Raw genomic sequence first — 13,724 nt, forward strand, 5'->3', positions numbered from 1 at the left:
ATTATTTAGTAACTATTGCAAAACTCATCTCTAAAATCTCTTTATGATTTTTAATAAACTCATTAAGATCTTTTAGTTTTAACTCTTTTATTAGCTCTAACTCTTTTACAGAGTGTCCCAGTTCTTGACCTTTGTAAAAATCCATAAAAGTGCGGTTAAGTCTTTGACTCATTGTCTCAACTCTTAAAGGCTCACTTCCAAGAAGGAATTTTTTAGTCTGTTGTAACTCATCTTTTGTCACACCATTTTTTACAAACTCTGCAACAACTTCTCTAACAGTTTTTTGCGCATCTTCAAGAGACTCCAGTTTAGTCTGTAGGTAACCTGTCATATAACTGCTAGATTGACTAACGCTTACTCTTGCGTAAGCAGAATAAGCCAGACCTTTTTTAACTCTTATCTCTTCCATCAGACGTGAGCCAAAACCACCAGTTCCTAAAATATAAGTAGCAACTCTGGCTTTATAGTAATCCTCTGAATCATACTTAATATTATATGGTGATCCAAAATATACATAGGCCTGTTTAGTATCTCTTTTTAAAACAGACTCAGAAGCTTTTTCAGTTACATTATAGCTCTCTAATGGAATCAACTTACCCTTAGGCATAGCATTGATAATTATTTCTATCTCAGCCTTTGCAGAATTAATATCTACATCACCACCAACTACTACAATAAGTCTTGAACTCACAAGATGCTCTTTTACAAATTCTTCTACATCTTCAAGCTCTATGCTTTGAACACTCTCTAGTGTTCCAGATCCTGGATTCGCAAGTGGTGTCCCTTTAAATAGAACCGCTTTTAACTCATTAGATGCTACATAATCAAAATCATTTGCCTTTGAACTTAGTGAACCCAGAGTTGTAGTTTTTACTTTGCTTATAGCTTCCTCTGAAAAGTTAGGATCTTTTAGTAGAGCATTAAATTTCTTTAAACCCTCAGAAAACTCCTCTTTTAAACAACCGACTTCCATAACAAAAGTCTCTTGACCAGTAGAAGATGCAATATGAATAGCTTTGCTCTCAAGTGACTCTGCAAAAGCAGATGAACCCAGCTTTTTAGTTCCCTCGCCCATAACTCTTGCACTGAACTTTGCAAGTCCTGCTTTTGTAGTATCTGTTATACTTCCGCTGTTTTGAAAGATAAACTGCATAGTGACAAGAGGAAGTCTCTTGTCTTCTTCAAAAATCACAGGTACTCTCAATCCGTTTGTTTCAATATATTCTATAGTTGCTGCCATAATTATTTGTCCTGTTATTAGTAAAGTAAAAATTAATTTTTTCATTATGCAAACTTCTCTAAAGTTTCATAAGCTGTATTGCGTACTGCCGGTATCTCACCTATATCTTTGATAAGAGCTACCATCTCTTCTTTAGCCATTGAGTAAGCTGCACCTGCACTGCTTACAACATTCTCTTCCATCATAGTCGAGCCTAAGTCATTTGCTCCAAACCTAAGAGCCATCTGACCGATGTAAGCACCCTGAGTTACCCATGAGCTTTGGATATTTGGCACATTATCAAGGTAGAGTCTAGCTACTGCTAAAAGTCTTAAGTATCTGTTTGATGATGGTTTGTCCATATCTGGAATAAGTCTTAGAAGCTCAGTGTTCTGACCTTGAAAACTCCACATAATGAATGCACGGAATCCCCCTGTCTCATCTTGAAGTTTTCTAACCATTTCAAAGTGGTCAATAATATCTTCATCACTCTCAACAGTTCCATACATCATAGTTGCAGTTGACATGATACCAAGCTTATGAGCTTTCCTGTGAATATCAATCCAAACTTCAGAGTCAATCTTCTTAGGTGCGATAATATCACGAACCTTATCACTAAGTATCTCAGCTCCAGCGCCAGGAATAGATGCAAGACCTTTTACTTTTAGTCTCTCTAAAACCTCTTCAACACTGATGCGAGAGACTTTAGCTATAAAGTCTATCTCAATGGATGAGAAACCATGTATAGTAATTTCTGGATATTTAGTATGGATATGCTCAACTAAATCCTCATACCACTCTATCTTTAGCTTTGGATGTACTCCACCTTGAAATAATATCTGAGTTCCGCCAATCTCTAAAAGCTCATCTATCTTTGCATCTATCTCATCGAAAGTAAGTACATAAGCATCTGCATCTTTTTCGTGTCTGTAAAAAGCACAAAACTTACAATCAACCCAACAGATATTTGTGTAGTTAATGTTTCTATCTACAACAAAAGTAGTTATACCTTTTGGATGAAGCTCTTTTTTACGAGCCGAAGCCATCTTTCCAAGTTCTTTTAAGTCAGCATTTTTTATTAGATCTAATGCTTCTTCTTTAGTTAATCTTTTTTGCATTTTCCCGCTCTAGTAGTTATTTTATCCATACTGTTATTTATCTTTTCAACTTTTTTTGGTGCATTTACTATATGCTTATCTGCTAGCCAAGAGCCATCTCTATAAGCCATTTTAACTTTAGAATCGCTGTCTCTGTAAACTAAAATTCTCAGTGGCAAATCAAGACCAACTGTCATGTCCTGCTGCATAAGTGCAGTACCAAGTTTAGCATTTCCAAAAATTACCATCTTAGACTCATTTAATTTCATATCAACCATCTTTGCATTCCCATGATGATTGATAAGAGCAAATACACTCAATCCTTTTTCTTGAACAATTCTTTTAATATTTTCAGCCGTTTCATCAACACTGCAACTACTCTCTTTGACAATGATATCATTTGCTAAAAGAGATGTTGCAAGTGCTATTAAAGTTATGATTTTTCTCACTATTTCCAGCCTTCATTTCTTGGATTTCTTGGCTCTTTTTTTAAAAAGAATATATATATTGCAAACATTATAAGTAGTGTTACTAAAAATCCGCCTATTACTTGAAACCACGCTCCAATATTTAAGAGTTTGTTTAGCATTCCTGAGTGTGTTTTTGTATCTATATTTATCTCAGCCATTTCTGATATATGTGCTATTGCAGAAACTGCAAGATTACCTTTTGGTATATCTTGGTGACAAGAGATACAAACGCCACGGCGGTCAAGCTTTTCTCTCTGCTCTTTACTAAGCGGCCCAGAGAGTTTGAAGTGATGACCGACTGTCATAAGCTGAGTTCCATTTTCATCTATAAACTGAGAGTAGTCATGTTTTAGATTTGGGATTGCCGGAATCTGCTCATCTGTAGTCTTTGGGAGTATTTTTCTATCAGGGCTCATCAAGTCAATGATAGTAGTCTTACTTGGATCAGCATTTAGTTTTCCGCCACCAATACCAAGTCCGAGAGCTTTGTCAGAGGTATGACAAGACTCACAGCTTCTTGACTCTTTTTGAATTGTGTGAGGCTGAATTGGTGCCATATCTATAGCGTTTTGTCCCTCTTCACCAGCACCCTCAACATTTGGAATCTTAAAGATATGATTTTGAAGAAGTGCTTTTCCATCTTTACCTATAACTGTAATAGTAGTCTGACAACCTGGAACAACAGGAGATACTCTACCCTCACCGTTTTGAGCTAAGGCTGGGTCTTCCCATCTCAGGTAACTTCTAGTCTCTGTCACTTGCCCTGGAACCAGATACTTTTTCAAGTCTCTCATCCCACCAGTAGTCCCGTGAATATCTTTATCATGTGAAGCTTTTAAAAAATCAGGATTTTGCCTACCTTCTGAATAATCAATCTTTACATGACAACCGTAACACTGAGGAGCCCAAGTCGCATGACAAGTATAACACTCCATCTTTGTTGTATGTGGTTCAACTACATCCATAGCAATAAGTGCTTTTTTAGAGAGTGCTTCTGTTTCTTTTAATAGTTTAAGTGGTTTTAGCTCTATATCTTTTCCAGATGCCAGATGCATAATGATCTTGTTACCTTTTTTTACCGCTTTTGGAAGTGGATTTCCACGAGCAGTTAAAATATAACCATCTTCTGGTTCTGGGACATAACCCTGTTTTAGATACTCAGCTACGCTCGATGCTACACCTCTACCTTTGCCAGTTGCGGCAGTTGTATTAAACTCATCAGAGTAACCGATAGGCAACTCCCAAGGATATTTCTTTGTAGTACCGTGACAATCCTGACACTCTATCTCAACAGCTGCCAGATTTGCACCACTCAAGAAACCATCACCGTGAAGGTCATTTGAAGTGTGACAATCCTGACATAGCATCCCTTTTTGGTAGTGTATATCTTCTTTCATATGCAAGTAACGTTTTGTATGAAGTTTAGGTTGTCCATTTCCCTCTGAGTCAAATGTTGACTGATACTCAGTCTCCATAAGTCCTTGGTAAGAAACACCGATGCGTTTTCCACGGTTATGACAAGTCGAACATGTCTCAACTGGAACACCAGAGTAGTTTACGTCGTGAACTTGTACTTTTACTTTTCTTGAACTCTGGATTTGGTGAGTTAAAAGGTGACCGCTTTTCTTAGAAATCTTCTTATCTCCACCCTCATAAAAGCCCTCATTTGAGTAAGGTATGTGACAAGATGCACACCCTATTCCTCTGTAATCACCTCTTTTTTGTCTGCCTTTAGAACCAGTATGGCATCTAAGACACTCTTGGCGAAGGTAGGTAAAAACAGCTAAAGATGGGTCTTTATGAACTTCTTCTACAGTAGGTGCATCTGGGAGTTCATGCATCTCCTCTGGAAAAGCTTGCGGTTCCATAGTTGCAAGCTTTTGCATATATTTTTTATATACATCAGTTCCAAGACGCTTATCTGGATTATCTGGATTTTTGGTGTCGTAAGTTCCAGCACTGTGCTGATAACCCTCTTTTGCACCAAAACTCCACATAGCCCCTTGAATTTTGCCCTGCTCTGTCATCATAAGTGAGTTCATTTGAGCGCCCACTTGATTTGGATGACATGTTCCACAAGTGTTTTTATTTATCCATGTACTTCCCGGTGCAGGATAATAATCTTTTGGTCCCTTATTTGTTTTAAAATACTTAACTGTACCTTTATGTGCATACTCTACACTTTTGTTGTACGGGTTTCCACCGTGACAAACGATACAATCGTTGCCTTTATGACCAGCCTTCTCGGCGACTTCTAAAATTGCCTTCATCATACCAGAGTCTCTATCTCTGATATCTTCGATACCTTTATGACAAACTATACATTCGTTAGCGCCAAAAAGCAAAGAAGATAGAAGTATGATAAAAAAAGCAATTTTATTCATAAATTATTCGGGCTTATCTTTTGAGATAGCATCAAGAACACCATTGATAAACTTAGGAGACTGCTCAGTTCCAAAAGCTTTTGTAATCTCTACGGCTTCATTTATAACTACAGCTGAATCAAGCTCACCAAAAAGAATCTCATAAGTAGCTAGTCTCAGAGTTGCTCTTTCTATAGCTCCAAGTCTCTCAAAATCCCACTCTTTTAAATGTTCGATGATAGCTTTGTCACAAGCTTCAAGATTCTCCATAACACCTTCAAAAAGTGCCAATGCAAAATCTTTTTGTTTGTTACGAATCTTTTTCTCTTCTAAAATCTCATCTGTATGATCTGCAATACTTCCATTTCCCAAGTCATAAGCGTAAAGCAGACTAACAACTGCCATTCTTGCGTGATGTCTAGTTGCCATTAGATGTTCTCATATAGGTCTAGCATCTCAATAACTGTTGTCATTGCTTCAAAACCTTTGTTACCAGCTTTTGTACCGGCTCTCTCAATAGCTTGCTCGATAGTGTCAGTTGTTAAAAGACCAAATGAAACTGGTTTTTGGTACTTAAGACTCATAGTAGCGATACCTTTAGTTGCTTCAGCAGAAACATAATCAAAGTGAGGAGTTGCTCCACGGATAACTGCGCCTAAAGCACAAATTGCATCGTACTTGCCAGATGCTAAAAGTTGGTCAACTACCATTGGAAGCTCAAATGCACCAGGAAGCAGAACGTGTGTTAAATCCTCTTCATTGCCACCATGACGAAGAAATGCATCTTTTGAACCCTCAACTAATCTATCAACAATAAAGTGATTCCATCTTGTACTAACTATTGCAATTTTTTTGCCGTTTATAACTTTTAACTTACCTTCAACTAACTTCATCTATTTTCCTTATATTTTATTTTATTTCTTGAATCTTTTTAATTTTTTCTATTAAATTCTCAAGCTCATCTAGTTTTATCATGTTTGGACCATCGCTTAGTGCTACACTTGGGTCAAAATGTGTCTCCATAAAAAAACCATCCACACCAACTGCAGCAGCACCAGATGCAAGATATGGAACCATAGAAGAATCTCCGCCTGTTTTTCCACCTACAGCCGTTGGCATCTGAACAGAGTGGGTTGCATCGAAAATAACCGGTGCAAAATTTCTCATAATTACTAAGTTTCTCATATCAACTACCATGTTGCCATAGCCAAAAGAGTTTCCTCTCTCGCAAAGATATACTCCGTGCTTTTTAGAGTTTTCATACGTAGCCTCATTACAACCTCTAGTTTGAAGAACTTTGAGAACTGGATAAAGCATAGCATCTCCGCTTAAAAACTGCCCTTTTTTGATGTTTACAATTTTATCAGTCTGCCCACAAGCAACTAACAAATCTGTTTGACGACATAAAAAAGCTGGGATTTGAAGCATATCTACAACCTCAGCAACAGTCGGTACTTGAACTGATTCATGTACATCTGTAACGATTTTATAACCAAAATCATCTTTTACTTTTTGTAGGATTCTTAGACCCTCTTGCATGCCAAGCCCGCGAAAGCTCTCCAAAGATGTTCTATTTGCTTTGTCAAAACTGGCTTTAAAATAAAAATCTATAGACTCATCTGCATGATACTTCTCTAAAGATTTAGCAATTTTAAAGATATTTTCTTCACTCTCAATGACACAAGGCCCCGTAAGTAATACCATCAATTTACCTCTATATATCGTTTAAAAATAAAGGGAGATTATATCATAATGGTATTAATCTAAATTTATTTTGCTCTTGCCACCATAATCCCAGCAATTACAATGAGAATTATTCCAGATGCTGTTGTCATACTCGGCAGTGAATCACCTAAAAACAAGCCTACTAAAATGGCAAAAACTATATTTGTGTAGCTCACAGCTCCGACTATTCCAGCCTTTGTTTCTCCATATGCTTTTGTCATATAGTATTGAGAAAGAGTTCCTAAAAGTCCGAGTCCAATGACATATAGCCAGACTACGCCACTTGGCATCACAAACTCGCCTAACATAAAATCCAACTCTGGCATCTGGATGTATTCTGAGAGTATAAAAAGAAATATAGGACCTATTGTTCCAACAAGAGTAAAAGAGAGAACAATCGCTCTAGTATCATAATAGTTTCTAAGTTCTCTAACAGAAGTGTATGCCAAAGCTGCCCCTATACCGCTAAATATTCCCAGTATATCGTACTTTGTAAATCCTATGGCACTCGGCTGCGCTATAAGTAAAATACCACCAAAACCTACAAAAACAGCTAACCATGCAGATGCTGAGAGTTTCTCTTTTAAGAAAAGCCATGCGAAAATGGCTGTAAAGATAGGAGCAGTTTTACTAAATGTAACTGCATCTCCTAGTGGAATATTTGCGATGTTGTAAAAGTATGCAAGAAGTGCAGTAAAACCCATCACACCGCGAAAAAGAAGCAGGAAAGGTTTTCCGCCTTTATGAGTCATAGGGTTTTTATAAACAGCGTAGCCAATCAAAACTACGCCAAAAACATTTCTAAAAAACACTACTTCGAGTGAAGACATATGCTCAGATGCAAGCTTAGCAAATGCACCCATAATTGCGAACATAAATGATGCCATAAGCATATACTTAACACCACTGTTTAAATTTTTAATTCTATTCATAGATGCAATTATACCCATCTATTAACTTCCATTTTATATAATTATGCGAATTATTAAGGATTATTATGGGAAATTTATTACTACTGCTCATCGTGGGTGGTTTTTTTTACTGGATATTTCAGAGCTACTCTAGATACACTTCATACTCCAAAGAAGCTTTTAAAAACTTCTCTGTTTCAAAAGAGTCTTTAGAAAAAAGTGACTTAGGTCTTTTTGTAGCACTTGTTGCAAAAGTGGCTAAAGCTGATGGCAGAGTTGATGTACTTGAAGCCGAGCTTATCGGCATCATGTTTGATGATATTTCAAATGTTTTTCCAGAGCCTGCAAAGACTAAAGATATCTTAAAAGATATATTTAATCAAGAAAAAGACAGAACTGACAACATTCAAGATATCGCTTTCAAACTTGGTTCTGCTATAAAAAGAGACAGAGCTAAACAACAGCAGTTTATGGGCTTCTTAATTCAGTTGGCATTTATTGATGGTGAAGTGTCAAAAAGTGAAGATATGGTTCTTCAAACTATCGCTTTGGCATTTGAGTTTGATCCAAATGCTTACCACGCTATATTTGAGCAGTTTGAAAAAATGATGAAAAACATTCATCCAAAAGCAAATATCGCAGATGCATATAAGCTTCTGGGTGTGAATTCTAGTGATGATATAAACACGATAAAAAAAGCTTATAGAAAACTCATACGAGAGTACCATCCTGACATTATTAAGTCTCAAGGAAAAGGTGAAGCATATATGCAAGAAGCTACAGCAAAAACACAAGAGATAAACCAAGCCTATGAAATGATAAAAAAGGCTAAACAATAAAAAAACTAATCATTTTCCTAGCTACTATTATTAATGTTTTTGCAAGTGATTATGGTTCTCTTTTGTTTCATGGAAACTGTGTAACATGTCATTTTGAGACAAAAGCTGTCTCAGCACCTTCAATGATTGAGATAAGAGAACACTATATGAGAGCATTTTCAAAAAAAGAAGATTTTGTAGCATATATGTCAACATGGGTAAAAGACCCTAAAGAAGAGACTTCTATAATGTTAGATGCAATAAAGAAGTATGAGCTTATGCCCTATCTACATTTTGATTTGGAATCTTTGCAAGAAATATCTGCTTATATTTATGAGACTGACTTTTCAAAAGAGCATAATGGACATAAGGAATAAAACTCAATTCACCTTGCAGCCCAGGCTGTTCTCTCTTGAGCTAACACTCAATTCACCTTAAAGTCCCTCTCCCAAAAAAAATCAATCCAGTCATCTGCTTCATTTACCCAAAAATTCGGTTCAAATACAGAGCTCTTTTTATAAAAAAGAGTAGCTGATTTAAACTCAATATCTTTATGTAGAGATTTTAGATGTGGAATCACTGCTTTTAGTGTATCTCCACTGTCGGCTATATCATCAACTATCAAAACTCTAGATGTATCCCTAAAATTACAATCACCAAAGATGCTAATAGTTTCTCTCTTTTGAGTCTTGTCATAAAGTTCTGTTCTAATAGTCTGAACTTCGCGTATGTCTAGTCCTTCTGCAATAGCATGAGCCAAGGTAAGTCCACCTCTAGCTATTGCGACTATAACCTCAGGTTTGAACTCTTTAACATCTAAGAGTAACTTTTTTGTATCGATTCTAAAATCTTCATAAGAGTAATATTTCATAATTGAATTATACTTAATTTAAAACTCTTAAGGTAAAATTTTAAAAAAACTGGAAAATGAAATGTATAAAAATATCTTATTTGCTGTAATAATTGCTATCTTTGCTGGGTGTTCTGCTCCAAAACCACAACAAGCACCTAGCTGGTTCACAAATCTACCAAAAGATTACAAAAACTTTTATGCAGTTGCAGCTGCAAGCGATGAAACAAAGGCAAAAAGTATTGCTATAAATGAACTTAGAAAAAATATTATCAAAGATTTAGATGCTTCGTTTAGCACTCCAAATCACAGCCTCTCTCCAAGTTCTCAAATGCTAAACGAGATTATTAGTGCTAATTTGCATCTAGCTAACACGCTATCTATGAGAGCTATTAAGGTAGAAAAAACTGAGCTATTCAACGGGCAAATTTTAATGCTAATTTCAATACAAAGAGAAGAACTTTTTAAAAAAATTAACTCTGATTTAAACACTAAGATAAAAAGATTAGGACAATTCTACAGTTTAAATAAAGATACAATCCCTATAAAAAGATATGTATATCTAAAACCATTAATGTCTCAATATGCTTACCTTGCTTCTAGAACAGCATTTGCACAAATCAGCATCTCTACATATAACTCAAATAACAACTTTAGGCTCTTAAAAGAACTTGAAAATGAATACAACAATTTGCAAACATCAATCAACTTCTACATACTAAGTGATGGAAATTCAAGAGTATATACAAAGACTATTAAAGATGCGATTGAAAAAGATGGACTTAGTGTTTCAAATAAATCTAAAGATAGCCATACACTAAAACTTCTTATTAGTTCTTCAACAGATAACACTAATGAATACACTTTTAATGTAAGTAAAAATCTAGTAAAGTTTACAACTTTTGATGCTAATAAAAACCAAATTCTTTTTAGACAGCATACATTTATCGGTAAGTCTAGAAAAAATCACCAAGATGCAAAAGAGCAAACAATAGAGCATATTAATGCAAAAGTAAAACAATTAGGTATATTTGACTTTATAGGCATACAAAGCAAATAAATTTTCTAGTTAATAAATATTGTTTAAGATTAGTCATAGTATAATCAATCATAATTTAAAAAAGGAGATCATATGATCAAAACTTTATCGTCAATAGCATTAGCAGGTATTATAGCTGCAACAATTACAGGATGTGGTGGCGCTACGCCTGCACCTCAAGCAGAAGAAGAATTTGATAACCGTTGTAAACAAGAAAATGTATTAGCTCCAAAGTGGACTTGTGTTCCTATGGTTGAAGGTGCTTATGCGGGTGTTGGTGTTGCTGCAAAAAGTGCTGCAGGTATGGGTCATATGAGAAGAGTTGCTTTAGCTAACGGTCGTTCAGATTTAGCTCAACAAATCAAGTCTCAAGTAAAAGACAAAGTTGAAACATTCACTCGTACAACTGGCGTTGCTGAGGGTGAAACTGTAGATCAAGTAAATACTGCTGTTTCTAAACAAATTGCAAAAGTTGATTTACAAGGTTCAAAAGGTGTTGATGCTTGGACTGCTCCATCAGGTTCTCTATACATGTTAGTTACTGTTCCAGAAGCTACTGTAAATGGTGAAGTAAAAGAAGCTGTTAAAAATAGCTTTAAAAATGACCAAGCACTATGGCAACAATTTCAATCTAAAAATGCTTTAGAAGGTTTAGATAAAGAGTTTCCAACTAACTAATGAACACGTTTTTAAGCTCTTTATTACTCGTGCTGTTTGTTTTTGCAGGTTGTAACTCTCAACCTGCTCCAAAAATCAGTGCCACACCGACTTGGATTTTAAATCCCAATCAAGATGGAAAAAATGGTGCGGTTGGAAGTTCTATGAGAACTTATGACCAAAAGACATCTACTCAAAGAAAACTTGCAATTACTCGAGCACTCGATGAGCTTTCACTCCAAAGAGGTGTAAAAGTTGAAATGAGCTTGACTAAGCAAGAAAGTTACAAAAATGGTAATGGAAGCACTCAGATGGATGTAGGAGCCAATTACCAAACTAACAGTACAATTACTGCACATATAGAAAATGTTTACGAAGATAAAATCTCTGGAGAACTTTTTATATGGATGGTAATGGACTAAAAGCTTCTCTCTTTTGAGAGAACTTCTCCAAACAATTCCTTAATCCCCGATAAATTAGATATAATTCCAAAAATATTTCTACTTTTATATATTCACAAGGCAATTATCATGAAAAAAATCGCAATTATCGGTCGTCCAAATGTTGGAAAAAGCTCACTTTTTAATCGTTTAGTTAAAAAAAGAGATGCCATTACATCTGACATTGCTGGAACCACAAGAGATGTGAAAAGAAGAAATACCGTGATTATAAACAAAGAAGTAGAACTTCTTGATACAGGCGGACTGGATAAAGGCTGTGAACTATTTGACAAGATAAAAGAGATGTCACTAAAAGCTGCTTATAAAGCTGACATAATTTTATATATGGTAGATGGCAAAAGTATACCTGAAGATGAAGATAAAAAACTTTTTTACGAACTTCAAAATCTTGGAAAAGAGGTAGCCTTAGTTGTTAACAAAATAGATAACGACAAGATGAAAGAAAACCTTTGGGACTATTATGAGTTTGGGACAGATGCTATCTTTGGTATTTCAGTAGCTCACAACAGAAACACTGTTGAACTTCTTGATTGGATTGCTTCTAAAATTCCAGATAGTGATATTATTAAAGAAGATGAAGAGGGTGAAGATGAGATCCAAATCATTGAGCCAGAACTTGATGATGAAGATTTCTTTGCTAATGCAAGAAAGCATGATGAAGATGATGATGGATTTACTTATTGGGATGATGATGAGATGGATGGAGTCATTCAGGATGATACTATCTATGGAAATAATGACCGTATAAAAGAATTTAATGAAGAAGATGTAAACCATATTAAAATTGCGATTATTGGTCGTACAAATGTTGGTAAAAGTTCCCTTTTAAATGCTCTTTTAGGTGAAGAACGTTCAGTAGTAAGTAGTGTAGCTGGAACGACAATAGACCCTATTGATGAGACAATAGACTATAAAGGCAAGCAACTTACTTTTGTTGATACGGCAGGTCTAAGAAGAAGAGGTAAGATTTTAGGTATTGAAAAATACGCTCTAATGAGAACTACAGAGATGCTAGATAATTCTAACATGGCACTAATAGTTTTAGATGCAAGTGAACCTTTTTTAGATTTAGATGAAAAAATTGCTGGTCTTGTAGATAGCAATAGACTAGCTTCTATAATTGTTTTAAACAAGTGGGATATATCTAAAAGAGAAGAGCATGACAAAATTATTAAAGAAGTAAGAGAGAGATTTAAATTTTTAGCATATGCACCAATCATTACTATCTCTGCAAAATCACATCAAAGAGTTGATAAACTTCACGATATGATTTTAGAGATAAATGAAAACTACTCTCAGAGAATTCCAACTTCAAAAATAAATGAAGTACTTGAACGTGCACTTCGTCGTCACACACTTCCAAGTGTTAGTGGACAAGTTATCCGTATCTACTATGCAACGCAGTATGAGACACGACCACCGAAGATAGCAATTGTTATGAATAAACCAAGCGGTCTGCACTTCACATATAGACGATATTTAACTAATCAGATGAGAGAAGCATTTAACTTTACGGGGACTCCGCTTCTGTTTAAAGCTAAAAAACGCGGAGAGAAGTAAACCACTTTTGGCTTGAAGAGCTAGTTAGTTCCTAAGCCTCTTTGGGTATTTGTTTTATCACTCTGTAAATAACAAAAGCACCAATTGCCAAGGTTATGAAAGTGAAAACAAAAGAAAATGTTTTAGTAATTACATAACCTACAATTAACAAAGATAATACAGTCGGGACTTCATTATAAGCTCTAAAAAAGTTTCCACTTTTAGAATAGTTATCACGTTCTAGTTGAACTCTATAGTATTCTAAAGAAAATGAATATACCATTAGTACAATAACCACTAAAATTTTAGCATACATCCATATATCGTCTTGTAATAACTCTGGTCTTAGAAATAGCATCCAAAGTCCGCTAATTACAGTTGCCCACATTGCAGGAAGTCCTATATATTTGTACATTTTATATTCTTGAATTTTTACAACTTCTACAAAATCAGGTTTATTTTTATGTTCTGTGTGATACACATATAATCTTGGCTGATAAAAAAGCATTGCCATCCATGACAAAACTGCCATAATATGAAATACTACAATCCATAAATAATAATCCATAATATTC

16 protein-coding genes are annotated in these 13,724 nt (G+C 35.3%); 6 read left to right on the top strand and 10 right to left on the bottom strand.

The window, feature by feature from the left end:
• Position 1 precedes the first annotated feature (1 nt).
• The 8 genes from SMGD1_RS04090 to SMGD1_RS04125 all read right to left on the bottom strand — a co-directional run bounded on the left by SMGD1_RS04090 (position 2) and on the right by SMGD1_RS04125 (position 7,824).
• A complete protein-coding gene (locus SMGD1_RS04090; protein ID WP_008339051.1) occupies positions 2 to 1,285 on the bottom strand; it encodes a M16 family metallopeptidase in 1,284 nt (427 codons plus the stop codon).
• Positions 1,285 to 2,337 carry a dehypoxanthine futalosine cyclase gene (locus SMGD1_RS04095; protein WP_008338811.1) on the bottom strand — a complete coding sequence of 351 codons (1,053 nt, stop codon included), beginning with the start codon at positions 2,335 to 2,337 and terminating at the stop codon, positions 1,285 to 1,287. Before SMGD1_RS04095 ends, SMGD1_RS04090 begins: the two co-directional genes overlap by 1 nt.
• A complete protein-coding gene (locus tag SMGD1_RS04100) occupies positions 2,322 to 2,765 on the bottom strand; it encodes a DUF302 domain-containing protein (RefSeq protein ID WP_008339071.1) in 444 nt (147 codons plus the stop codon). The genes SMGD1_RS04095 and SMGD1_RS04100 overlap by 16 nt, the downstream gene beginning before the upstream one ends.
• Positions 2,765 to 5,170, bottom strand: a complete 2,406-nt coding sequence (locus tag SMGD1_RS04105; protein ID WP_008339173.1) for a multiheme c-type cytochrome — start codon at positions 5,168 to 5,170, stop codon at positions 2,765 to 2,767. Before SMGD1_RS04105 ends, SMGD1_RS04100 begins: the two co-directional genes overlap by 1 nt.
• Before the next feature lie 3 nt (positions 5,171 to 5,173).
• Positions 5,174 to 5,578: a transcription antitermination factor NusB gene (nusB, locus tag SMGD1_RS04110; RefSeq protein ID WP_008338849.1), complete on the bottom strand. Its 405-nt coding sequence runs from the start codon at positions 5,576 to 5,578 to the stop codon at positions 5,174 to 5,176.
• On the bottom strand, positions 5,578 to 6,042 hold the full coding sequence (gene ribH, locus SMGD1_RS04115) for a 6,7-dimethyl-8-ribityllumazine synthase (protein ID WP_008338954.1): 465 nt from the start codon (positions 6,040 to 6,042) through the stop codon (positions 5,578 to 5,580). Before ribH ends, nusB begins: the two co-directional genes overlap by 1 nt.
• Before the next feature lie 16 nt (positions 6,043 to 6,058).
• Positions 6,059 to 6,853 carry a 3-deoxy-8-phosphooctulonate synthase gene (kdsA, locus tag SMGD1_RS04120; protein ID WP_008338833.1) on the bottom strand — a complete coding sequence of 265 codons (795 nt, stop codon included), beginning with the start codon at positions 6,851 to 6,853 and terminating at the stop codon, positions 6,059 to 6,061.
• A gap of 65 nt (positions 6,854 to 6,918) precedes the next feature.
• Positions 6,919 to 7,824, bottom strand: a complete 906-nt coding sequence (locus tag SMGD1_RS04125; RefSeq protein WP_008338698.1) for a DMT family transporter — start codon at positions 7,822 to 7,824, stop codon at positions 6,919 to 6,921.
• A 47-nt stretch (positions 7,825 to 7,871) separates the two neighbouring features.
• Between SMGD1_RS04125 and SMGD1_RS04130 the strand changes: the two genes are divergently transcribed.
• Positions 7,872 to 8,624 carry a DnaJ domain-containing protein gene (locus SMGD1_RS04130; protein ID WP_008338749.1) on the top strand — a complete coding sequence of 251 codons (753 nt, stop codon included), beginning with the start codon at positions 7,872 to 7,874 and terminating at the stop codon, positions 8,622 to 8,624.
• A gap of 62 nt (positions 8,625 to 8,686) precedes the next feature.
• The gene (locus tag SMGD1_RS04135) at positions 8,687 to 8,980 is read left to right on the top strand and encodes a hypothetical protein (RefSeq protein ID WP_008338878.1); all 294 of its coding nucleotides are present in this window, start codon (positions 8,687 to 8,689) and stop codon (positions 8,978 to 8,980) included.
• 47 nt (positions 8,981 to 9,027) lie between these two features.
• Here SMGD1_RS04135 and SMGD1_RS04140 read toward each other — a convergent pair whose 3' ends face one another.
• Positions 9,028 to 9,474 carry a phosphoribosyltransferase gene (locus SMGD1_RS04140; protein WP_008339107.1) on the bottom strand — a complete coding sequence of 149 codons (447 nt, stop codon included), beginning with the start codon at positions 9,472 to 9,474 and terminating at the stop codon, positions 9,028 to 9,030.
• A gap of 61 nt (positions 9,475 to 9,535) precedes the next feature.
• Here SMGD1_RS04140 and SMGD1_RS04145 point away from each other — a divergent pair, with 61 nt between their 5' ends.
• The 4 genes from SMGD1_RS04145 (at position 9,536) to der (ending at position 13,170) form a co-directional block, all read left to right on the top strand.
• A complete protein-coding gene (locus tag SMGD1_RS04145) occupies positions 9,536 to 10,513 on the top strand; it encodes a hypothetical protein (RefSeq protein WP_008338807.1) in 978 nt (325 codons plus the stop codon).
• A gap of 72 nt (positions 10,514 to 10,585) precedes the next feature.
• A complete protein-coding gene (locus SMGD1_RS04150; protein ID WP_008340722.1) occupies positions 10,586 to 11,170 on the top strand; it encodes an LPP20 family lipoprotein in 585 nt (194 codons plus the stop codon).
• Positions 11,170 to 11,571 (top strand): hypothetical protein, encoded by a 402-nt coding sequence (locus SMGD1_RS04155; RefSeq protein ID WP_008339157.1) that lies wholly within the window; start codon positions 11,170 to 11,172, stop codon positions 11,569 to 11,571. Before SMGD1_RS04150 ends, SMGD1_RS04155 begins: the two co-directional genes overlap by 1 nt.
• A 108-nt stretch (positions 11,572 to 11,679) precedes the next feature.
• Positions 11,680 to 13,170: a ribosome biogenesis GTPase Der gene (gene der, locus SMGD1_RS04160; RefSeq protein WP_008338923.1), complete on the top strand. Its 1,491-nt coding sequence runs from the start codon at positions 11,680 to 11,682 to the stop codon at positions 13,168 to 13,170.
• A 31-nt stretch (positions 13,171 to 13,201) separates the two neighbouring features.
• Here the strand turns inward: der and hemJ are convergent, their stop codons facing one another.
• Positions 13,202 to 13,717: a protoporphyrinogen oxidase HemJ gene (gene hemJ / locus SMGD1_RS04165; RefSeq protein WP_171801014.1), complete on the bottom strand. Its 516-nt coding sequence runs from the start codon at positions 13,715 to 13,717 to the stop codon at positions 13,202 to 13,204.
• Positions 13,718 to 13,724: the final 7 nt, after the last annotated feature.

The sequence above is a fragment of the Sulfurimonas gotlandica GD1 genome, assembly GCF_000242915.1.
Classification (GTDB): Bacteria; Campylobacterota; Campylobacteria; order Campylobacterales; family Sulfurimonadaceae; genus Sulfurimonas; species Sulfurimonas gotlandica.